This window comes from Kribbella albertanoniae, from assembly GCF_004348455.1.
Lineage (GTDB): Bacteria > Actinomycetota > Actinomycetes > Propionibacteriales > Kribbellaceae > Kribbella > Kribbella albertanoniae.
The window spans coordinates 1-21,048 of record NZ_SMKA01000160.1; the positions used below are offsets into that span (position 1 = coordinate 1).

A 21,048-nucleotide genomic window follows, 5' to 3' on the forward strand; every position below is an offset into this window, starting at 1 on the left:
GGGTGAAAGTGCGGGCGGCCTCGTGGTCGCGGGGGCGGGGGCTGCTGATGAGTTGGTCGATCGACAGGGCGAGGCTGGCGCGGACGTCGAGGTCGTCGACGCCGAGCAGGTCGAGTCTGCGGGTCTCGTCCTCCAGTCGCCGTACCAGCTCGGCGGCCGAGGTGTCGGGGTGGCGGAGCAGCCAGGCGCCGGCGACCGACAGGGCCAGCGGGAGGTGTCCGCACAGCTCGGCGATGCGGTCGGCGGAGTCGCCGAGGCATTCGCTGCCGGCGGATTGGGTGAGGAGCTGGACGGATTCGGTGGCCGGCATTGGCTCGAGCTGGATGTGGAGCCGGGCCGGCAAGGTGGTGAGGGTGTTGCGGCTGGTGATGAGGACGGCTGAGCCGCTGGTGCTGGGGATCAGGTCGGTGACGTGGGCGACGTCGCGGGCGTTGTCGAGCAGCAGGAGGACTCGGCGGTTGGTCAGTCGGGTGCGCAGCGCGGCAATCGCCTCGGCTGAATCACCCGGCACCGACTCGGCCGGTACGCCGGTGGCCCGGAGGATCTGTCCGATCACCTGAACCCCGGCGAGCGGCGTACCGGAGCCGAACCCGCGGAGGTTCACCGACAGGATGCCGTCCGGATAGGCGGCTCGGCAGGCGTCCGCCGCTTCGACTGCGAGGGCGGTCTTTCCGACACCGGCCATCCCGCGAACCGTGACGACGACGGTCGCCCCGACCTGTACCTCACCGGCGGTTAGCGCCTCCTTGAGCTGGTCGAGGAGTTCGATGCGGCCGGTGAACGACGCTCTCGTCGTCGGGAGCTGCTCGGCGACGGTCCAGGCCGGGCCGATCCCCGGTCCGGTCGGCGTGTTGCTGGGGGTGCCGCGCGCGGCGAGCCGCTTGAAGAGGGCTCGCTCCTCCGCGGTCAGGGCGAGCGCGAGGTCAAGCTTGTCGAGGGTGGTCAAATGCGGATACTTCCGCACGCCTCGCTCGAGCAGACCGATCGCCTGACCGCTGAGTCCGGCCCGCACGGCCAGCGCCTCCTGGGTGAGGCCGCGGGATTGGCGGGCGTTCTTGAGGGCGTCGGCGAAGGTTTCCTCCACGAGGCGATTGTGCCAGCAGGGTTCGGTGGAGTTGGAAAGGATTGTGGGGTGGGGCGGGGTGGCTGAGGATCGGGGGAGCCGCCCTGAGGAGGAGTTTTGATGCGTGGAGTGCTGCGTGCTGTGCCGGTTGCGCTGGTTGGTTCGCTGTTGGGGTTCGGGGTGAGTTCTGGGCAGGCGCCGGCGGAGGCCGCGGTTGCGGTGCCGTTGGTGCGGGCTGTGCCGACGAAGGTGATGCCGATCGGGGACTCGATCACGGCGGGCGCCGATGCTGCGCAAGGTGGGTATCGGACTGATCTGTGGCAGTTGTTGCGGGCTGATCAGCGGCCGGTGGATTTTGTCGGGTCGGTGAGTTCGGGGTCGGCGGCGTTGGCGGACAAGGACAACGAGGGGCACGGCGGCTGGACGATCGAGATGATCCAGGGCAGTGTCGTCGGCTGGCTGAACACGTACCAGCCCGATGTCGTGACGTTGATGATCGGTACGAACGACATGCACACCGACGAGTCGTCCGGGGCTGCGCCGGGACGGTTGTCCACGTTGCTGGACACGATCGCGCAGACGTTGCCGAACACGCAGACGTTCGTGAGCAGCATTCCGCCGATCAACGACGAGCTGAAGGATGCGCACGTCGACGCGTTCAACGCGACGATCCCCGCGATGGCCGCGGCGAAGGCGGCCGCGGGGAAGAAGGTCACGTTCGTCGACACGAACCAGGCCTTCTCGAATCCGTTCGACATGGCCGACGCGCTGCACCCGAACTACGGCTCGCTGTCGAAGGCGGCCGGCCTCTGGTACGGCGCTCTCACCGGCCGACCCCTGCTGAGGCTCGAAGCCGAGCAGACGGCGAACGCGACCCTCACCCACGTCCAGACCGGCCGGATCACCTCGGCCTCGGGCGGCGGCAAGGCGCGCTACATCGACTTCGACGACAGCACGGTCGCGTTCACCTTCCACGCGCCCACAGCCGGCAACTACCGCATCCGTGCCCGCGCCGCGAACGGCATGGGCACGAACTGCAGTCACAACGTAGCCGCGAACGGCGGAGCACAGTCCGCTGCCGTCTACCCGTCGTACGGGTGGGATCTGCTGGCGGTGACCGCGGTCGACGTCTCCCTCAATGCCGGCCAGAACGTGGTCCGCTTCACCAAGGGCGACTGCTACTCCGAACTCGACGCCATCGACGTCAGCCCGGTCCCGACGGCCTAGCTAAGGCGCGGGGTGGTCGGGCCGCGGCCACTTTGAGACTCCACCAACCATCTGGCACCCCGCCGCAACGGTCGAACCGCGCTCAACGTCGTACCGGCTCGGTCGGCAATGTGTATTGTGCAAGAGGTCTTGTCTAACTGCTGGGGAGATTGGTCTCAGGGTCACGGAAAGCGAGACGGCTCCCGGAGGCAGGGGTCCGGGAGCCGTTGGGCTAGGTCACTGGGGGAAGCAGAAGGCTTGGGCTCCTACGCTCCAGCATTGGACTTGCTTGGTGGCGGTGCTTGTGTTGCCGGTGCGGTCGGTGACCTTCAGCTGAGCGGTGTAGGTCTTTTGGGTGTTGGGGTAGGTGTTGGTTGCAGTGGCGCCGGTGCCGGTTTTGCCGTCGCCGTAGGTCCACGCGTACGACGTGATGTCGTTGTCGGGGTCGGTTGAGCCGGTGCCGTTGAAGGTGCAGGCGGCCCATTGGCATTGGACTGTGAAGGCGGCCTTCGGGGGTTGGCCGGCGGGTGGGGCGCCGGCTTGGACCTGCTTGGTGGTGGAGGCGGTTTTGCCGGAGTTGTCGGTGACGGTGAGTTTCACCGTGTAGGTGCCGGCGGTCGAATAGGTGTTGTAGGGAGTCGCGCCGGTGCCGGTTTGGGTGTCGCCGAACTCCCAGCTGTACGACGCGATGGTGCCGTCGGGGTCGGTTGAGGCCGAGCCGTCGAAGGCGCAGGTCAGCGAGTTCGCGCAGTTCGCGGTGAAGGATGCGGTGGGGGCGCCGGGTTCTTCGGTGTACTTCTTGATGGTCTCGTTGGCCCAGTCGCCCATCACGCCGGTGAGTTTGCCCCAGGCGCCGTAGCTGCCGCAGCCGGTCTTGACCCAGGAGGCGACGCCGATGACGACGCCGTCGACGAGCATCGGCCCGCCGCTGTCGCCTTGGCAGATGCCGTCGTGGCCGTCGGCGTAACCGCCGCAGATCATGTAGGCGTCGTTGAACGAGCCGAACGAGCCGCAGGTGTTGCGGCCGTCGACGAGCGGGAAGTTCTCCACCTTCTTCAGGTGGCCGAACTCGTTCTCACCGTCGCGGACCCGGCCGTAGCCGAGCAGTAGCGCCTTCCGGCCCGGGTCGTCGAGGGTGCCGTCGGCCGAGCTGGCGACGCGCGGGTACTGGTAGCCGGCCGGGACCGGGATGTCGGTCTCGGTGACCACGATGCCGACGTCCCAGCCCTGCTGCCAGCCGTTGGGTGGCTGGTAGTTCGGGTGCTGCAGGTACTCCTTGACCGCGAGCTTGGTGCCGCCGGCCTTGGTCAGGTCGTCCGAGCCGTACAGCATCGACTTCGCGCCCTGACCGTCCTTGCAGTGCGCGGCCGTGACGATCACCCGGCGCGCCACAACGGCCGCCGTACAGGTCTGGCCCTGCGGCCGGGCCCCGCCTTCGCGCAGCATCGCGATGATGAACGGGTGGTCCCGGACGAAGGCCTCCTGCCCGCCGATGATCTGGGTGGTCGGACCACCACTGGGTTCGGTCTGGTTCGGATTGACGGCGTCGTACGGCGTTGTGCCGGCATGAGCCAGCCCCGGCGTGAATGCGATCAGTGCGGTGAAGGCGGCGAGCAATCGCCTCATGGTGCCTCCTCGGAATGGGCGGATGACCGCAGCATCACCAGTCACCGACCCGCGAACAATCCGCGCACGGGTCCGTAGGGCTACCCATCTATTGCCACCGGCCACTACCTATCCCACTACGGATTGTTCTTCCCGCGGCCCGCCTCGACAGTGGCTGCAGGCCGCGCCGCCCCGCCGGCCAGAAGGAGAGAAACTCATGCCATATCTCGCCCTCGGACGGCTCGCAGCCGTCCTGACCACGACGGCCGCCCTGACGGTCGCAGGCCTCGGTACGGCGCAAGCCGCCGAAGGCCGCATCCTCAAAGCCGGTGAACCAGGCACCATCGCCGGCAGCTACCTGGTCGCCCTCACCGGGTCCACAACCACCGCGCGCAGCCAGGCTGGTGACCTGACCGACCGGTACGACGGCACTCTCGGCCGCGTGTTTTCGGCAGCCTTCCGCGGATTCTCGGTCCAGATGACCGAGGCCCAGGCGAAGCGTCTCGCCGCCGACCCTGCAGTCCGGTACGTCGAACAGAACGCCACTGCTCGGATCAGCGAGACGCGGGGCCTGGACCGAACGGACCAACGCGACCTGCCGCTCAGCAACTCCTACACCGCCCCGAACGACGGTTCCGGCGTCACGGCGTACGTCGTGGACACCGGAATGGACCTCGACCATCCGGACTACGGCGGCCGAGCCAGCAGTGGCTACGACTTCATCGACAACGACGCCGATGCCAGCGACTGCCAAGGCCACGGGACGCACGTCGGCGGAACCGTCGGCGGCAACACCTGGGGTGTCGCGAAGAAGGTGAAGCTGGTCGCCGTCCGGGTGCTGAACTGCCAGGGGACCGGGAGCTACGACGCGATCATCGCCGGGGTCGACTACGTCACCAAGAACGCACCCCAGGCGGCAGTCGGCAACATGAGCCTGGGCGGCAGCAAGAGCCAGGCTCTGAACGACGCGGTGGCCAAGTCGATCGACGCCGGTGTCGCCTGGGCAGTTGCCGCGGGCAACGAGGGCCAGGACGCGTGCAACGTGAGCCCAGCCAGTACGCCGGGCGCGCTGACCACGGCGTCATCGGATCAGCAGGACAAGCGCAGCATCTTCAACACCAGCCAGTCGTCCAACTTCGGTACCTGCGTGGACCTGTTCGCCCCCGGCTCAGCGATCACCTCGTCCACCAACGGCGGTGGCAGCGGCAACATGAGCGGTACGTCGATGGCCAGCCCGCATGTGGCCGGAGCGCTGGCGTTGTACTTCAGCGCGAACCCCAGCGGCACCGTGGCGAACGCCAACGCGAAGATCGTGGACACCTCGACGCCGGGCAAGATTACCGACCTGCGCGGCTCGCCGAACAAGCTGCTGTACGTCAACGAACTCGGCGGCGGCAGCCAGCCGCCGGCTGGGCAGCCGCCGAAGGCGTCGTTCACGGTGCAGTGCCAGTGGGCAGCGTGCAGCTTCAACGGTTCGGGTTCGACTGACCCGGACAACGACATCGCGTCGTACGCGTGGAACTTCGGTGACGGCAAGACCGGGACCGGCGTGACCGCGTCCAACACATACGGCAACACGCAGAAGACCTACACCGCTCAGCTGAAGGTCACCGACCGCACCGGCAACACGAGCACCGCGACCAAGCAGGTCCAGTGCTGGAGCGTCGGCGCCCAAGCCTTCTGCTTCGGCCAATAGTCCTCTCTTTCGAGGAATAGGAAAGGCAAATCATGCGCAGAAAATCTCTAGGGATCTTCGTCGGCGCTCTGGGGCTCGTCCTCGCGGGCACGGGTACCGTCCAGGCCGCTCCGACCGGCACTGTTCTGAACGCGGGCGCACCCGACACCGTCCCCGGGTTGTACATCGTCGGACTCCACGGCGGTACGTCGCTCGCACCGGCCGCGCTGTCCACGGTCGGTGCCGAGGCCGACGTACTGGCTGATCGGTACGGCGGCACGGTCCGCAACGTGTATTCGGCGGCTCTGCGGGGCTTCGCCGTGAAGCTGTCCGAGGGGCAGGCGCGGCGGCTCGCGGCCGACCCGAAGGTCGAGTTCGTCCAGCAGTCGCTGTGGGTGCACCGGGCCGATGCCAAGGGCAACGCTTTTGGCGCCAGCGTGGTGCGCAGCCTCGCCAAGGCAGCGGCGGGGGAGCAGCCGAACCCGCCGTCGTGGGGCCTGGACCGGATCGACGGCGTCAAGGACAGCGTCTACAAGTACCCGAACACCGGCACCGGCGTCACCGTCTACAACACCGACTCGGAGCTGAACACGGACCACGTCTCGTTCGAGGGCCGGGCGAAATCCGGGTACGACTTCGTTGACGAGGACGCGAACGTCAACGAGTGCAAGAACGCCACTGACCAGGGCCACGGCACGCACACCGCCGGTACGTCGAGTAGTGAGACGTACGGCGTCGCCAAGGACGTGACCGTGATCGGTGTCAAGGTCCTCGGTTGTGATGGGAACGCGCCTGACGCGGACTCCATCCAGGGCGTCGACTGGGTCACCCAGAACGCGGTGAAGCCGGCCGTGGCGAACGCGAGCTGGACGTCCGGCGGCGCCAACGCCGACCCGGAAGGTGTCAACCGGGCCGTCAAGAATTCCATTGCCGCAGGCATCGTCTGGGCAGTTGCTGCTGGCAACGACAACGGCGGCAGTGCCTGTACGCCGAGCCCGGCCAAGGTGCCGGAGGCAATCACCGTCGCGTCGACGGACTCCAACGACAGCCGGTCGAGTTTCTCCAACATCGGCTCCTGCGTGGACATCTTCGCGCCGGGCGGCAACATCACCTCGGCCAGCAACTCGAGTAACAACGGCAGCAAGGGCATGTCTGGTACGTCGATGGCCGCGCCGCATGTGACTGGCGCGGCGGCCATGTACCTGTCGGCGAACCCGAGTGCGACCCCGGCCCAGGTCCGCGACGCGCTGGTGAACATGGCGCAGGAAGGCAAGGTGCAGAATCCGGGCGCAGGTTCGCCGAACAAGCTGCTCGATGTCAGCAAGATCGGTGGCGGCCAGCCGGGCGGCCCGACGGCCTCCTTCACCGCGAACTGTGCGAACTCGCTGACCTGTTCCTTCGACGGCTCCGCGTCAAGTCCTTCGATCGCGTCGTATGCGTGGGACTTCGGTGACAGCCAGCCGGGTACCGGCGCCAAGCCGTCGCACACCTACAGCACCGCCGGCACGTACACCGTGAAGCTGACGGTGACTGACGATGCGGGGAAGACGGGCTCCACAACCAAGCAGGTGCAGGCGGGTGCGCCGCCGGCCGGTCAGCCGCCGAAGGCGTCGTTCACGGTGCAGTGCCAGTGGGCGGCATGCAGCTTCAACGGTTCGGGTTCGACTGACCCGGACAACGACATCGCGTCGTACGCGTGGAACTTCGGTGACGGCAAGACCGGCTCCGGCGTGACCGCGTCCAACACCTACAGCAACACGCAGAAGACCTACACCGCCGAACTGAAGGTGACCGACCGCGCTGGTGCGAGCAGCACAGTGACCAAGCAGGTCCAGTGCTGGAGCGTGGGCGCACAAGCCTCCTGCTTCGGGCAGTGAAGGGCGCCGGGGTGGCGCCCGGCAGGTGGCGCCACCCCGGTCAGCGTGCGAGCTCGGAACGGGAAACCGCTCCGAGTTTGCGCAGTACCTTCGCGACATGTTGCTCGACGGTCCGCGGTGACAAGAACAGAACCTCGGCGATCTCGCGATTGGTGAGGCCCTGCGAGACCAGCCGGGCGACATCCTGTTCCCGCGGTGACAGCTCCAGGCCATAGCCCCGGCGTCCTCGCCGCGACGGGGCCGGTGTTCCGCGCGAGCGCAGGTCGTGCCGGCAGCGGGCGGCGTCACGCGTCGCACCCAGTACGTCGTACCAATCAGCCAGCGCGGGCAGATCCCGCGTCTCGGCCCGCTCCGAAGCCTGGGCGGCGAAGTAGACCGCGTCCAGTGCCCGGTACGCCGCCTCTGCCGACCGGTAATGCTCTGGGTCCGCACTGATCTCGCCACGGCAGGACGACAGCGCCGCCGTCGCGAGCGGGGCGTCCCGATCGGCGATCCCGGCTGCGAACTCATCGGTCAACGCGGCCGCCTCGGCGACCCGACCGGTCGCAAGCAGCGTGCTGACGGCAACCGGTGCCAGGTCGGCGGCCCAGACCCATACGCCTTTGCGCCGGACCAGTTGCAGACCGCGCTCGACGATGGTCGTGGCGGCGGGCAGGTCGTCCTGGGCCAGCCACATCCGGGCCAGTCCGGCGAAGCCGCCGATCGCGATCGGCGTGATCGCGTCCTGTGGGCTGTGCACGCCGGTGCGACCGAGGTGCTCGGCTGCGGCCGGCCATTCGCCGCGGGTGATCGCGAGGAGACCGAGGACCAGCGAGAGTTCGCTTGCTACCGGCAACAAATCGCGGTACTCGCCGAGCAGCCGGGCTGCGCGTTCGGTGAGCCCCGACCAGTTGCCGGTGTACCAGTCGAGCCGGACCTCGGTGGAGCGGGCAGTGCTGACCACGAACGGGCTGCCGGCTTCCGCGGCCAACCGGATCCCGCTGGTGAGGAACTCGCGGGCCTGACCGAAGCGGCCGATCGTCGTACAGGAGTCGGCCAGATTGCACCGAGTGCGGGCGAGCTGGCGGCGTTCGGCCTGGGACTCGCCGGCGGTCGGGAGGGCCGACAGGTCGGACAGGACATTCGGGTCGCCGATGGACAGCCGGGACCCGAGCAGGTTGGCGAGTAGCGAGAAGCGGACCTCGGGTTGGTCGCAGGTGACCAGGTACGCCTCGACCCGTTCCAGCCACGGCAGATGCTCGGCCAACGGGGTGTCGCCGATGAACGTCGTACCGAGCAAGGCAGCGCCGCGGGCGGCGAGGTCGGGGCGCTCGGCGAGTTCGTCGACGGCCTGGCTGATGGTGAGGCGGGCCTCGGTGATCCGGCCGCTCTCGCGAACCAGCAGCCGGCCGAGCAGGAGCCGGACCTCGCCGCGGGCTGCGGTGGACAGCCGCTGGTCGCTGAGCACGCGGTCGAGGGTCGCGACCGGGTCGTGCTGGTCGAGACCGGCGTACGCGACTGATCCGAGCTTGGTGGCCAGCCGGTCGACCTCGGTGGTCGGTAGGTCGGGTTCGGCGAGGAGTCGTTGGAGGAGGCCGGTGGCGACGGCCGGGTCGCCGACTTCGGTGGCTCGGTCGGCCGCCTCTTCGCCGTACCGCAGCCAGTCGGTACGGCGGCCGGCCCGGCGGCTGTGCTCGGCGAGCTGCACGAGTGGGGGCGGCTCGGTGCCGCGCAACGCGTCGATCGCGGCCAGGTGCAGTTGGCGGCGGGCGGGTCCTTCGAGGGAGTCGTAGACCGCCTGCTGGGCGAGCACGTGGCGGAACCCGTACCGGTTCGGCCGGGTCTCGTGCACGACGCCGGCCCGGGCGAGCTGGATCAGCGCGAGCTCGGCGTGCTCGGGGTCGATACCGGCCACGACGGACAGCTGCTCGACCCCAGCCGGTACGCCGAGGACCGCGGCTGCATGGACGATGCGGTGCGCGAGGTCGGGGAGCCCGGCGAGTCGGTCGGCGAAGGCGTCGCGGAGGAGGACCGGTACCTCGACCTCGTCGGGTAGCCGGGCGGCCGAGCCGTGCAGGGAACGCAACAGCTCCTCGACGACGAACGGGATCCCCGCGGTCCGCTCGTGCAGGCGGTCGGCGAACTCCTCGCTCACCGGCTCGTGCTCCAGGATGGCGGACGCCAGGACCCGGACTGCGTCGACATCGAGCGGGCGGAGCTGCAGGAGGATCCCGGCCACGTGATCGGGCGGCCGGTACGCCGTACCGAGGGGAAGGTGACCGGCCAGATCCTCGCGGCGGTAGGTGATGACGACCGAGAGGTTCGGTGGCGGGTCGGCCATCAGGAAGCGGAGGAGTTGGCGGGTGCCGTCGTCGGCCCACTGCAGGTCCTCGACGACCAGGACGGCTGGGCCGATCGCGGCGAGCACCTCGCGGGTGGCGCGCAGGGTCCGGTGTCGCTCGGCGTGCGGGTCGCCGATCGGCTCGGGCTGTGGCGGCAGCAGTTCTGCCAGCTCAGGCAGCAGTGGGCGCAAGGCTCCGGCGACCGGGCTCACGGTGTGGAGACGGGTGCCGGCCAGGGATCGCAGTGCCTCGATCACGGCGCCGTACGGGAAAGGTTCGCGCAGCGGCTGGCAATGGCCGACGAGGACCGTGAGGCGGGCCACGTCGGGATGGGCGAGCAGTTCGTCGACCAGCCGGGTCTTCCCGATCCCGGCCTCACCTTCGATCATCACCACGGTCGACCGCCGCGGCACGGTCGAGACCAGCACCTCGAGCTCATCGCTCCGGCCCACCAGAACAGGTGAGCTCGTGCGCAGCAGGAACGAGCGCGGCATGGTCACTTCCTCGAGGGCGGCGAAGTCGTGTACATCGTTGAGGGGACCCTAGTTGGTCACCAACCGTCGCGGAAGAACTTCAACCGGTGAGCTTTGGGGTGGCCTCGAGTAGCAGCTCGGCGATCAGGGCGTGCCCGGCCGCGTTCGGGTGGTCGCCGTCGGGGGCCAGCAGGTTGGTGATGTCGGGTGCGGTCTCGAACGGCGTGAAGACGTCGACGTACGTCGCGTGGGCAGCCTGCGCGGCATCGGCGATCACCTGGTTGGTGGCGAGCGTCAGGGCCTGGGTCGCGTTCTGCCCTTCGAGCGGATAGAGGTCACGGGCGACTTGGCCGTCCTTGAAGACATTCCAATAGCCCGTCACCAGGATCTCGGGGGTCCGGTGGGTGTCGAGCTCGGTGATGCGGTCGAGGATGCGGCGCAGATTGCGCGTCAGCCCGGCCATTTCCTCGGTGACGCATTCCGTGGTGCAGCGTCCGGCGGTGACGTCGTCCTCGTGTCCGGCGAAGTCGTTGGCGCCGATCGTGAGCAGGACGTAGTCGGCGTCGGTGGCGGCCCGGGCCATCTGCGAGCTGGAGCGGTCGAGCTCTTCGAGAAGACCTTCGGAGTCGATCCCGCCGACCCCGAAGTTGTGGACGGTCACGCCCGTACCGGTGCGCTGCGCCAGCAAATCGCCGTACGAGGCGGGGAAGGCATCGCAGTAGCAGTGGTAGCCGGACGTGACCGAGTCACCGAGCGCGAGCACGCTCAGGTTGCCGGCGGGGACGTCGAGAGTGGCCGGCCGTGCGTCCGCCGCGATGGTCAGCGTGACCAGCGCGAACGTGACAGCGAGGACGAGGAGTCTGCGGGTCACGCCGACCTGTGGTGGGGTGGATCGAGCTGGCTGACCAGCCAGGGGAAGGACCGGGCGAACGCCGGGCCGGCGAACTGCCAGACATGCGAACCGGGGGAGACCTGGACCGTCGACGGGATACCGACCTTGGCCGCTGCCCGCGACAACTGGTGGGCCTCGCGCTGGTGGGTCTTCTCGGCGGTGCTGGTCAGGAACATGCCGCTGACGCCGACATACTTGCCATGGGCATGCATCACCTTCAGCGGCTCATTGGCCTGTTCCGACGCCACCGAGCCACCGTACAACTGGACCAAAGTGTCGTGGTCGTCACCGCTGTTCGGCTCCAGGTCGCCGGAGATGTCGACGAAGTGTGTGAAGGTATCGGGGTGCTCGACAACCAGGTCGATCGCGCACGTGCCGCCCATCGAGAACCCGGCCACCGCCCATTGGGCAGGATTCCGGGCGGCTCCGAACGTCTTCTCGACGTACTGCGGGATGTCGCGGGCCAGGTGCGTCGCCGCATTTCCGCGCGGACCGTCGACGCACTCGGTGTCGTTGTCGAACGAGGCCGTCGCATCCACGAACACCAGTATGGGCGCAAACCCGTGGTGCCGGTGGGCATATGCGTTCGCTGTGTCGACCGCGTTCCCGAGCCGCACCCAGTCGGCAGGGGCACCCCGCTCGCCGCCGATCACCTCCACCACTGGCAGCGCCGGATGGTGCCTCGCGCTGCGGAACCAGACCGGCGGCAAGTAGACCAGCTCCGGCCGGTGCTCGAACCCGCTGTACGTCGCCGGGATGTCGACCGACACGAGCTTGCCTGCCCGCGGCAGGCTCCGCCCACCTGAATCCTGGGCCAGTCCGGTCATCGACACCTGCCCGGGCAGCGGCGCATTGGTCCAGTCGTTCACCGCGGCATCGATCGTCGGGTAGTACCCGACGAACTGGTTGACCTGATTCGCACACACCAGGGCCGCGACTGCCATCGCCAGTACGGCGGTGCCGCGGCGCAGCCAGCCAGCAGAGCGCCAGCCGACGACCAGTACGGCGATCGCCGCCAGCCCAACCCCCAGCCACACCCACACGCCCATCGGCAGCGGATCCGTGATCCCGACCAGCGCAGCACCCGGGTACGACGCCAGCAAAGCGCCGACGACCGACAACCCCGCGATGAGCGGGACCAGCCGCCACCGCCACCGCCGATCCCGCCAACCGACCGCTATCAGCAACAGCCCGCCCGCCAGCACCTCCAGCGCGGCCGGAAACCAACCCCCGAGCAGCGAAACCTCTGCCAGTCCCATCGCAGCCTCCCGTTCAACGGTCCACCCGGGTGACGCCGAGCCTGTCCCGCTGGTTGGCATCGCCGGTGTCTCGCCGGTCACACCGCTACGGTCAGGGCATGACCGTCCCGCTGCTCGACCACCTCGTCCTGGCCACGGCCGACCTGTTCGGCACCGTACGGCGGTTCGCCGACGCGACCGGAGTTGATCCGGTGGAGGGTGGCCGGCACGAGAAGTGGGGTACCCGGAACTTCCTGGTAGGCCTGGGCGGCACGGCGTACCTGGAACTGCTCGGACCCGATCCGGACGCGAACCGGGAGCCGGCGTTCGACTTCGGCGAGCCCGGTACGGAGCGGTTCCTCACCTGGGCGATCCACCCGGCCGACATCGACGCCGTACTGGCGACCGCGCATGCTGCCGGGGTAGACCTCGGCACGATCGGACCGCTGTCCCGCGAGACCCCGGGTGGTGAGCTGCTCAGCTGGCGAGTCAGCACACCCCCGCACTACCTGTACGACGGCCTCGTCCCGTTCCTGATCGACTGGGGTACGACGCCGCACCCGACCACGAACTTGCCGACCGTGGACCTGGTGAGCCTGCACGCCACCCACCCACAGGCCTCTGAGCTGCGGGCAGTTCTGGGCGTGCTGTCGACGAGCCTCGACCTCAGCACCGGACCCGCCGCGCTGACCGCAACCTTCCGCGGCCCGCGCGGCGAGTACGCCGTGGGCTAGTTCGGCCAGCTCGTGGGCGCGCGGCCGAGGCGGATTCGTTGCGGGTGGTCGCCGACGGGGACGGAGACCTGTTTCTGGCCGGTGGCGAAGCTGATCGCGGTGATCTGGTCGGTGCCGCTCTCGGAGATCACGCAGCTCTGACCGTCGCCGCTGATCGTCGCCCAGTACGGCTTGCTCGCCGTGACCAGCGGGCCGTGCGCCAGCGTGCTGCGGTTGACGACGGTCACGTAGTCGTCCATGGTCCCGGCCACGCAGAGCTTGGTGCCGGCCGGGTTCATCGCGAGGCCGTGGTGGCGGGAGTCGTTCACCCAGGTGGTCCGGTCCTCGTTCGTATTCGGGTTCTTCGGCAGTTCGACCTGGCGGGTGATGGCGTCGGACGCAACGTCGTACTCGAGGAGGCCGTTGAAGAACGACACCTGGAAGTAGAGCTTCGACTCGTCCGGTGTGAACGCGACCGGCCGGACCGCGTCGGACAGGTCACTGCGGCCGAAGGCGTCGAGCCGCGGGCGCATGTCGATCACCTTGACCACCTGGTACGTCGTCGCGTCGGCGACCGTGATCTTGCGATCGCCCTTGGTCCAGTCCCAGCCGGGTCCGTCCAGCGCGGTGATGACCTCACCGATCGCGGAGTTCCAGATCTTGCCGTCCGCGGTGAACACGTTCTCGTGCGGTTTGTCGCCGGTCGGGAACGACCCCAGCTGTACGCCGGTCGCCGCGTCCAGCACGTGCACGGTGTTCGAGGTCGACGCGGAGACCGCGACCCGCCGGCCGTCCGGTGACAGCGCCATGTGGTCGGCGCGGTAGCCGGAGACGGGGAACCGCCATTTCACCCGCCCGGTCGCGATGTCGATCGACACGACATCGGCGAAACTCGGCCGGGACGCGACGATCGCCGTACCGTCGGGGCTGCTGTAGAGGTCGTCGACCAACTGGTCGTGGCCTTCACCAGGTCCGTTCCGGATGCCGAGGAAGTAGCCGAGCTTGATCGGGTTCAGGTAGATCTCGGCGAGCCGCTCGTCCTTGTCCGGCACGATGTTGACCCGGCCGATCTTGGCGAACGTCCCGGACGGTTGCAGGACGTCCGCCGTCCCGTCCCAGTTGTTCCCGACGAACATCACCGGGCGCAACGCTGCGGTGTCAGCGGCGGCGGCAGTGGTCAAACTGCCGGCGGCCAGACCGGCCAGCACCAGCCCGATCAACGGTGGACGGCGCCTCCGGCTCCGCGGGCGCGCGTGGCGGGCATCGGGACGGCGGGCAGGCAGAAGGCTCATCGACGACTCCCAGGGGGCGGTGGGGACGTTGGGTGAGCAAGAGGTTACCGTGAGGTACCTTCACTTTCCAGGGTGGGTTCCTGGTCAGTTGGTGGACAAGGCCAGCATCTGGTCGCGGGGGACGAAGTCGTGTGCAGTCACTTGGCAGGTGACCACTTGGGTGGCGACGGCGCAGGTGAGCAGGTCGGACCCGCCTGCGGCGACGAATGTGCTGTCCGACAACCAGTGACCGAACACTCGGGGCTCCGGGCCGCTGACGGCGAGGCGGATGCCGGTGGCGTCGTACAGGTTCGGTGCGTCGCCGTTCGGTGCGACGGACAGGTAGGAACCGTTGGTGGAGATGCGTACGGCGGCCTGCCAGGCAGAATCCTTGAACGCCTCCAGTGCGTACGGGGTCCCCGGGGAGGCTCCGCCCCCGCGCAGGACGAGAGACCTGCCGGTGGTGCCCAGACCGGGGGAGACGAACACGTAGCGCCCGGCGGAGGCTGCGACCGACTGGACGGGGACACCGGACAGCGGGATCAAGGTGCTCTTCGTGCTGTGCAGATCGACCCGGAGGACACCTTTGGCCGAGTCGAAGTACGCGTACCGATCATCAAGGCCGACCAATGTGCGCCGCGACGAAGGGGTCAGCGGCTCGAAGTCGTCGGTGCGTGTGGGCGTGCTGTGCACGATCTGGTTCGTCCGGAGGTTGACGACAACAGTCCGGGTTCCGCCCTGGATCGGTTCGGTCCAGCCGGCGAAGTCGCCCGCGGCGAAGAGCTCCGTGCCCGAATGGACCTCGGCGACCGTGTGGCTGCTCCGGCCGTCGGTCAGGTAGAGAGTTGTGCCGTTGAGCTCGAGGTAGAGGAACCCCAGGTTGGTGCGCGCCAGCTGGCCGAGCTCCTTGATGCCGGTGTCGATCGTCGTGTCGCCGAAGTGGATGACACCGCCGACCGCGTACGTCGGACGTCGTTCCTCGAACGGCAGCCCGGCGACCGGTGCCTGGTCACCGGTAGCCCGGACGGCGACCAGGCCCGCGGCGACCACGGCTGCGGCGACGAACGCCGTACCGAGTGCTGCGCCGATGCGGCGTCGGCGGATCCGGCGGTCACCGGTTGCCATCAGGGCATCCAGGTCGAGGGGCGGCGGCTCGGAGCCCGCGGCCCGGGCGGTCAGGGTGTCTTTGAGTAGATCGGTCACGGCCGGGCTCCTGTCAGGTCCACGGGAAAGACGTCGTCGCCGAGGCGATCGCGGAGTTTGCGCAGCGCGACCGAGACCTGGCTCTTCACGGTGCCGATCGAGCAGCCGAGAACCTCGGCGGTCTGGGCCTCGGTCAGGTCCTCGTAATAGCGCAGTACGAGGGCGGCGCGTTGCCGGGGCGGCAGCTGGAGGAGTTCGTGCCACAACCACAGCCGGGTACCGGCGTCGTCCGACGGGGTGATTCCGTCGGGTACGGCGTCGTGCGGCCGCTCGTGGTACGACTTGCGCCGCCACCAGTCGATCGCGGTGCTGGTGATCACCTTGCGGGTGTAGGCCTCGGCGGCCCGAGGGTCGCGCAGACGGCGCCAGGCGACGTACGTCTTGAGCAGGGCTTCCTGGACCAGGTCGTCGGCCAGGCCGCGGTCACCGGCGAGCAGGTACGCGTACCGGTACAGCGCCCCGTGCCGCCCGCGCGCGAACTCGGCGAACTCCTCGCCCATCGGGCTCCTTCGATCGAGGGCTTCGTTGTCGCTCACCCTGACGTGATCACCCTGCCAAAAGGTTGGATCGGGCCGGAAGTGGTCGCTGTAGGTCGCTGAGGAGTTACCGAGTGTCGCAGACCAGTTGTGAACTGGTCCCGTTCGACAATGTCGAACGGCGGGCGTTGTGGTGGCCGCCAATGGCTCCTAGATTCCAGCCAGCCGTGGTCGTCACGGTGGTCTTGTAAGGGAAGGGAGGCCAGCCGGTATGGCTACGACCGAAGCGGTCAAAGCGAAAACCCTTCTGGGGGAGTGTTCTGCCGAGCTAGCGGGCACGTTCATCCTGATCCTGTTCGGCTGCGGCGTGGTGGCGCAGGTGGTGGCCGGCGGGATCGGTGACCACGACTCGATCGCATGGGCGTGGGGACTCGGTGTGACACTGGGTATCTACGTGGCGGGCCGGATGACCGGCGCGCACCTGAACCCGGCGGTGACGATCGCCCTCGCGACGTTCCGCGGGTTCAGCTGGAAGAAGGTGCTGCCGTACTCGGTGGCACAGTTCCTCGGAGCGTTCCTGGCGGCGCTGGTAGTTCGGTGGAACTACACCGAGGCACTCAACAAGGTCGACCCCGGGCTCACGATCAAGACCCAGGGCGTGTTCTCGACCCTGCCGGGCAACGGCAGCATGGATCTCGGCGTCGACCTGTGGGGCGGCTTCCGGGACCAGATCATCGGTACGGCGATCCTGATGTTCGTGATCCTGGCGATCACCGATCTGCGCAACACCGCGCCGGCCGCCAACCTGGCGCCGTTCATCGTGGGCCTGCTGGTGGTGGGCATCGGGATGGCGTGGGGTACCAACGCCGGGTACGCGATCAACCCGGCCCGTGACTTCGGTCCGCGGCTGGCGTCGTTCTTCACCGGGTACGGGGGAGCGTTCAAGGATCAGTTCGGGGACGTCTATTTCTGGGTGCCGATCGTGGCACCGATCATCGGCGCCCTGGTCGGCGCGTTCCTCTACGACCTGCTGGTCGGGCGCAACCTGCCGATCGCGGACGAAGAGGAAGAGCCGGGTCGCATTCCGGAGGAGAAGACCGCATGACCCACGTGTGTGAGGAAGGGACTATCCATGGCTGACTTCGTCGGTGCCGTCGATCAGGGCACCACGAGCACCCGCTTCATGATCTTCGACCACTCCGGGAACGAGGTGGGCAAGCACCAGCTGGAGCACGAGCAGATCCTGCCGCAGGCCGGCTGGGTCGAGCACAACCCGACCGAGATCTGGGAGCGGACCAGCTCGGTCATCCAGACCGCGCTGAACGCCAACGGCCTGCATGCGAGCGACCTGGCGGCGCTCGGCATCACCAACCAGCGCGAGACGGCCGTGGTCTGGAACCGTAAGACCGGCCGGCCGTACTACAACGCGATCGTCTGGCAGGACACCCGGACCGACCGGATCGCCTCCGCGCTGGAGCGTGAAGGCAAGGGCGACGTGATCCGGCAGAAGGCCGGGCTGCCGCCGGCGACGTACTTCTCGGCCGGCAAGGTGCAGTGGATCCTGGAGAACGTCGACGGTGTCCGCGCCGCCGCCGAGGCCGGGGACGCCGTCTTCGGCAACACCGACACCTGGCTGCTGTGGAACCTGACCGGCGGGGTCAACGGTGGCGTGCACATCACCGATGTCACGAACGCCAGCCGGACCATGCTGATGAACCTCGAGACCCTCGACTGGGACGACGAGCTGATCAGCTTCTTCGACATCCCGCGGCAGATGCTGCCCGAGATCCGGCCGTCGTCGGACCCGAACAAGTACGGCGAGACCCTGGCGAACGGCCCGCTCGGTGGCGTGGTCGCGTTGACGGGTGACCTCGGCGACCAGCAGGCCGCGACCGTCGGTCAGGTCTGCTTCAACCCGGGCGAGGCCAAGAACACCTACGGCACCGGCAACTTCATGCTGCTGAACACCGGCACCGAGCTGGTCCGGTCGAAGGCCGGTCTGCTCAGCACGATGTGCTACCAGTTCGGCGACGAGGCACCGGTGTACGCGCTGGAGGGTTCCATCGCGGTGACCGGGTCGGCGGTGCAGTGGCTGCGCGACCAGCTCGGCATCATCTCCGGTGCGAGCGAGACCGAGACGCTGGCCCGGCAGGTCGCCGACAACGGCGGCGTGTACTTCGTCCCGGCCTTCTCCGGCCTGTTCGCGCCGTACTGGCGTTCGGACGCCCGTGGCGCGATCGTCGGGCTGTCGCGGTTCAACACCAACGCTCACCTGGCACGCGCAACACTGGAAGCGATCTGCTACCAGAGCAAGGACGTGACGGACGCGATGGAGAAGGACTCCGGAGTGCGGCTGGACGTGCTGAAGGTCGACGGCGGTGTCACGGCCAACGAGCTGTGCATGCAGATGCAGGCCGACATCCTCGGCGTACCGGTGAGCAAGCCGGTCGTCGCGGAGACCACGGCCCTGGGTGCGGCGTACGCGGCCGGCCTGGCGGTCGGGTTCTGGAAGAACAAGGAAGAGCTCGTCCAGAACTGGAACGAGGACAAGCGGTGGGAACCGCAGTGGAACGACGAGCAGCGCAGCAAGGGGTACGCGGGCTGGCAGAAGGCCGTCTCGCGCACGCTTGACTGGGTCGATGTCGACTAACTACTGAAACCTACGCACGGGCAATCGGAAGGAAGGGCAGCACAGTGGCGGTAGTGGCTCTGTCACCGCAAGCAAGGGCCGACGCGATCGACGCGATGGCCGAAGGACAAGAGCTGGACGTCCTGGTGGTTGGTGGCGGGGTGGTCGGCACCGGCGCGGCACTCGATGCCGCAACCCGGGGCCTGACCACCGGACTGCTGGAGGCACGCGACTTCGCGAGCGGTACCTCCAGCCGCTCCAGCAAGCTGATCCACGGCGGTCTGCGCTACCTGGAGATGCTCGACTTCCGACTGGTGCACGAGGCGTTGCAGGAGCGCGGCCTGCTCCTGCAACGCCTGGCACCGCACCTGGTCAAGCCGGTGCCGTTCCTCTACCCGCTCCAGCACCGTTGGTGGGAGCGGTTCTACGCAGGCGCCGGCGTCGCCCTGTACGACGGCATGGCGGTCAGCTCCGGTCTCGGAGCCGGCCTGCCGATCCACAAGCACCTGACCCGCCGCGGCGCGATGCGACTCGTCCCATCGCTGAAGAAGTCGGCTCTGGTCGGAGCACTCATGTACTACGACGCCCAGGTCGACGACGCCCGGCACACGATGGAGCTCGCGCGGACGGCCGCGTCGTACGGCGCTCATGTCGCGAACCGGGTCAAGGTCACCGGCTTCCTGCGTCAAGGTGAGCGCGTCACCGGAGTGCAGGCGAAGGACCTGGAGAGCGGTCGTGAGTTCGAGGTCCGGGCCAAGCAGGTCGTGAACGCGACCGGTGTCTGGACCGACGACACCCAAGCGATGGTGGGGGAGCGCGGGCAATACCACGTGCGCGCCTCGAAGGGCATCCACCTGGTCGTGCCGAAGGACCGCATCCAGTCCAGCACTGGCATGATCCTGCGCACCGAGAAGTCGGTGCTGTTCATCATCCCGTGGGGCCGGCACTGGCTGATCGGCACCACGGACACAGACTGGAATCTGGACAAGGCGCACCCGGCCGCGACCAGCAAGGACATCGAGTACCTGCTCGACCACGTGAACTCCGTGCTCGTCACCCCGCTCACCCGCGAGGACGTCGAGGGCGTGTACGCCGGACTCCGGCCGCTGCTGGCCGGTGAGTCGGAGAGCACGTCCAAGCTGTCCCGCGAACACGTGGTCGCGCATGCCGCCCCGGGCCTGGTGGTCGTTGCCGGTGGCAAGTACACGACGTACCGGGTGATGGCCAAGGACGCGATCGACGCCGCCGCCGCCGCTCTCGACGGGCGGGTGCCGAAGTCCGTCACCAAGACCACGCCGCTGGTCGGCGCGGACGGCTACCAGGCACTGTGGAACCAGCGGCACCTGATCGCCCAACGCTCCGGCCTGCACGTCGCCCGGATCGAGCACCTGCTCAACCGGTACGGCGCTCTGATCGACGAGGTGCTCGCGCTGGTCGAGGAGGACCCGTCGCTCGGCGAGCAACTCCCCGGCACGCAGGACTACCTGCAGGCCGAGATCGTCTACGGCGCGAAGGCCGAAGGCGCCCGCCACCTGGACGACGTACTGGCCCGCCGGACCCGGATCTCCATCGAAGCCTGGGACCGCGGAATCGGCGCCGCCGAAGCCGCCGCGCGCCTGATGGCCCCGATCCTCGGCTGGGACGAACAGGCGATCGAGCGCGAGGTGTCCTTCTACGTCCGCCGGGTCGAGTCCGAGCGAGCCTCCCAGGACCAGCCCGACGACGAGTCCGCCGACAAGGTCCGCCTGGAAGCCCCGGACATCGTCTCGCCGGCCTGACCCAGCCACGACCCGTGGGCGTGAACAAGAACCGGTGGGCGCGAACAAGGCATGACCTGTTCACGCCCACTGCACGGTCTCCACACCCCCGCACCGGACGACTGCAGTCGACCTGCCTGAACCGCATACACCCACTGGGGACCGTGGACACCCGACCAGGTGTCCGCACTCCCCACTAGCTGACCGCAGTACGCCCGCCGACCCGCTCAGCTACCCCGGCGCCCAGCCACCGACCCACCCCACCGGACGCATCTGTTGCGGCGCGACGCCGGCGATCAGTGGAACCAAATGTGCAGATACCGCCCACCACACTCCACAAAGGCGTGATCCGCACAGGACTCGACCGCCAGAGCAGCACGACGGGCCGGGCGCATGGCTGAACTGGATGGCGAGGCCGGCGATCGCGTGACCGCTGCCCGGGGCTCACGGGCCAAGGCTGGGGAAGTTGACCCGCCGCCTGACCTGCGATCCCCGTTGCTGCCCCGTCGGCGAACCCCCCACCTCGAGCGATATCCCCTCAACTGGAGGGTTGCCCACTGAAATTTTGAACGGGCAACCCCCCACCTCGAGCGATATCCCCTCAGGTGGGGGGTTGGCGGGGGAAAGAGGGGGTTGCCCGCTGAGATGG

Annotated in this window: 15 protein-coding genes; 7 read left to right on the top strand and 8 right to left on the bottom strand. The window is 68.4% G+C overall.

The window, feature by feature from the left end:
- Positions 1-1,084 (bottom strand): XRE family transcriptional regulator (locus tag E1261_RS28035; protein WP_165952687.1); only part of this gene is annotated, 1,084 nt, incomplete at its 3' end.
- Between the two features lie 99 nt (positions 1,085-1,183).
- On the opposite strand from E1261_RS28035, the gene E1261_RS28040 reads away from it, so the two are divergent.
- On the top strand, positions 1,184-2,290 hold the full coding sequence (locus E1261_RS28040; RefSeq protein ID WP_132411677.1) for a GDSL-type esterase/lipase family protein: 1,107 nt from the start codon (positions 1,184-1,186) through the stop codon (positions 2,288-2,290).
- A gap of 216 nt (positions 2,291-2,506) precedes the next feature.
- Here E1261_RS28040 and E1261_RS28045 read toward each other — a convergent pair whose 3' ends face one another.
- Positions 2,507-3,895, bottom strand: coding sequence for a PKD domain-containing protein (locus E1261_RS28045; protein WP_132411679.1), 1,389 nt, complete (start codon positions 3,893-3,895; stop codon positions 2,507-2,509).
- A gap of 196 nt (positions 3,896-4,091) precedes the next feature.
- On the opposite strand from E1261_RS28045, the gene E1261_RS28050 reads away from it, so the two are divergent.
- Positions 4,092-5,570: a S8 family serine peptidase gene (locus E1261_RS28050; protein ID WP_132411681.1), complete on the top strand. Its 1,479-nt coding sequence runs from the start codon at positions 4,092-4,094 to the stop codon at positions 5,568-5,570.
- A 32-nt stretch (positions 5,571-5,602) separates the two neighbouring features.
- On the top strand, positions 5,603-7,426 hold the full coding sequence (locus E1261_RS28055) for a S8 family serine peptidase (RefSeq protein ID WP_132411683.1): 1,824 nt from the start codon (positions 5,603-5,605) through the stop codon (positions 7,424-7,426).
- A 40-nt stretch (positions 7,427-7,466) separates the two neighbouring features.
- Here the strand turns inward: E1261_RS28055 and E1261_RS28060 are convergent, their stop codons facing one another.
- The 3 genes from E1261_RS28060 to E1261_RS28070 all read right to left on the bottom strand — a co-directional run bounded on the left by E1261_RS28060 (position 7,467) and on the right by E1261_RS28070 (position 12,371).
- Entirely contained in the window at positions 7,467-10,241 is a 2,775-nt protein-coding gene (locus tag E1261_RS28060) for an ATP-binding protein (protein ID WP_132411685.1), read from the bottom strand.
- 79 nt (positions 10,242-10,320) lie between these two features.
- On the bottom strand, positions 10,321-11,091 hold the full coding sequence (locus E1261_RS28065) for an SGNH/GDSL hydrolase family protein (protein WP_165952688.1): 771 nt from the start codon (positions 11,089-11,091) through the stop codon (positions 10,321-10,323).
- Positions 11,088-12,371 carry an alpha/beta hydrolase gene (locus tag E1261_RS28070; protein ID WP_165952689.1) on the bottom strand — a complete coding sequence of 428 codons (1,284 nt, stop codon included), beginning with the start codon at positions 12,369-12,371 and terminating at the stop codon, positions 11,088-11,090. Before E1261_RS28070 ends, E1261_RS28065 begins: the two co-directional genes overlap by 4 nt.
- Before the next feature lie 98 nt (positions 12,372-12,469).
- Between E1261_RS28070 and E1261_RS28075 the strand changes: the two genes are divergently transcribed.
- A complete protein-coding gene (locus E1261_RS28075) occupies positions 12,470-13,084 on the top strand; it encodes a VOC family protein (RefSeq protein ID WP_132411691.1) in 615 nt (204 codons plus the stop codon).
- Here E1261_RS28075 and E1261_RS28080 read toward each other — a convergent pair.
- The 3 genes from E1261_RS28080 to E1261_RS28090 form a co-directional block, all read right to left on the bottom strand.
- A complete protein-coding gene (locus tag E1261_RS28080; RefSeq protein WP_132411693.1) occupies positions 13,081-14,355 on the bottom strand; it encodes a YncE family protein in 1,275 nt (424 codons plus the stop codon). The two genes, E1261_RS28075 and E1261_RS28080, sit on opposite strands and share 4 nt — an antisense overlap.
- An 84-nt stretch (positions 14,356-14,439) precedes the next feature.
- Positions 14,440-15,537, bottom strand: a complete 1,098-nt coding sequence (locus E1261_RS28085) for a hypothetical protein (protein WP_132411695.1) — start codon at positions 15,535-15,537, stop codon at positions 14,440-14,442.
- Positions 15,534-16,073 carry a SigE family RNA polymerase sigma factor gene (locus E1261_RS28090; RefSeq protein WP_238176476.1) on the bottom strand — a complete coding sequence of 180 codons (540 nt, stop codon included), beginning with the start codon at positions 16,071-16,073 and terminating at the stop codon, positions 15,534-15,536. Before E1261_RS28090 ends, E1261_RS28085 begins: the two co-directional genes overlap by 4 nt.
- A 211-nt stretch (positions 16,074-16,284) precedes the next feature.
- On the opposite strand from E1261_RS28090, the gene E1261_RS28095 reads away from it, so the two are divergent.
- The 3 genes from E1261_RS28095 to E1261_RS28105 are packed head-to-tail and all read left to right on the top strand — an operon-like array spanning position 16,285 to position 20,420.
- Complete coding sequence (locus E1261_RS28095; RefSeq protein ID WP_132411697.1) at positions 16,285-17,118, top strand: MIP/aquaporin family protein; 834 nt, start codon at positions 16,285-16,287, stop codon at positions 17,116-17,118.
- Positions 17,119-17,145: 27 nt separating this feature from the next.
- Positions 17,146-18,663: a glycerol kinase GlpK gene (gene glpK, locus E1261_RS28100; RefSeq protein WP_132411699.1), complete on the top strand. Its 1,518-nt coding sequence runs from the start codon at positions 17,146-17,148 to the stop codon at positions 18,661-18,663.
- Between the two features lie 44 nt (positions 18,664-18,707).
- The gene (locus tag E1261_RS28105) at positions 18,708-20,420 is read left to right on the top strand and encodes a glycerol-3-phosphate dehydrogenase/oxidase (protein WP_238176477.1); all 1,713 of its coding nucleotides are present in this window, start codon (positions 18,708-18,710) and stop codon (positions 20,418-20,420) included.
- The last annotated feature ends 628 nt before the right edge of the window (positions 20,421-21,048 follow it).

Excerpts from the sequence above, each read along its gene's own strand:
- E1261_RS28040 (WP_132411677.1), top strand. The coding sequence starts at position 1,184 with ATGCGTGGAGTGCTGCGTGCTGTGCCGGTTGCGCTGGTTGGTTCGCTG.
- E1261_RS28045 (WP_132411679.1), bottom strand. The coding sequence starts at position 3,895 with ATGAGGCGATTGCTCGCCGCCTTCACCGCACTGATCGCATTCACGCCG.
- E1261_RS28050 (WP_132411681.1), top strand. The coding sequence starts at position 4,092 with ATGCCATATCTCGCCCTCGGACGGCTCGCAGCCGTCCTGACCACGACG.
- E1261_RS28055 (WP_132411683.1), top strand. The coding sequence starts at position 5,603 with ATGCGCAGAAAATCTCTAGGGATCTTCGTCGGCGCTCTGGGGCTCGTC.
- E1261_RS28060 (WP_132411685.1), bottom strand. The coding sequence starts at position 10,241 with ATGCCGCGCTCGTTCCTGCTGCGCACGAGCTCACCTGTTCTGGTGGGC.
- E1261_RS28070 (WP_165952689.1), bottom strand. The coding sequence starts at position 12,371 with ATGGGACTGGCAGAGGTTTCGCTGCTCGGGGGTTGGTTTCCGGCCGCG.
- E1261_RS28075 (WP_132411691.1), top strand. The coding sequence starts at position 12,470 with ATGACCGTCCCGCTGCTCGACCACCTCGTCCTGGCCACGGCCGACCTG.
- E1261_RS28080 (WP_132411693.1), bottom strand. The coding sequence starts at position 14,355 with ATGAGCCTTCTGCCTGCCCGCCGTCCCGATGCCCGCCACGCGCGCCCG.
- E1261_RS28095 (WP_132411697.1), top strand. The coding sequence starts at position 16,285 with ATGGCTACGACCGAAGCGGTCAAAGCGAAAACCCTTCTGGGGGAGTGT.
- glpK (WP_132411699.1), top strand. The coding sequence starts at position 17,146 with ATGGCTGACTTCGTCGGTGCCGTCGATCAGGGCACCACGAGCACCCGC.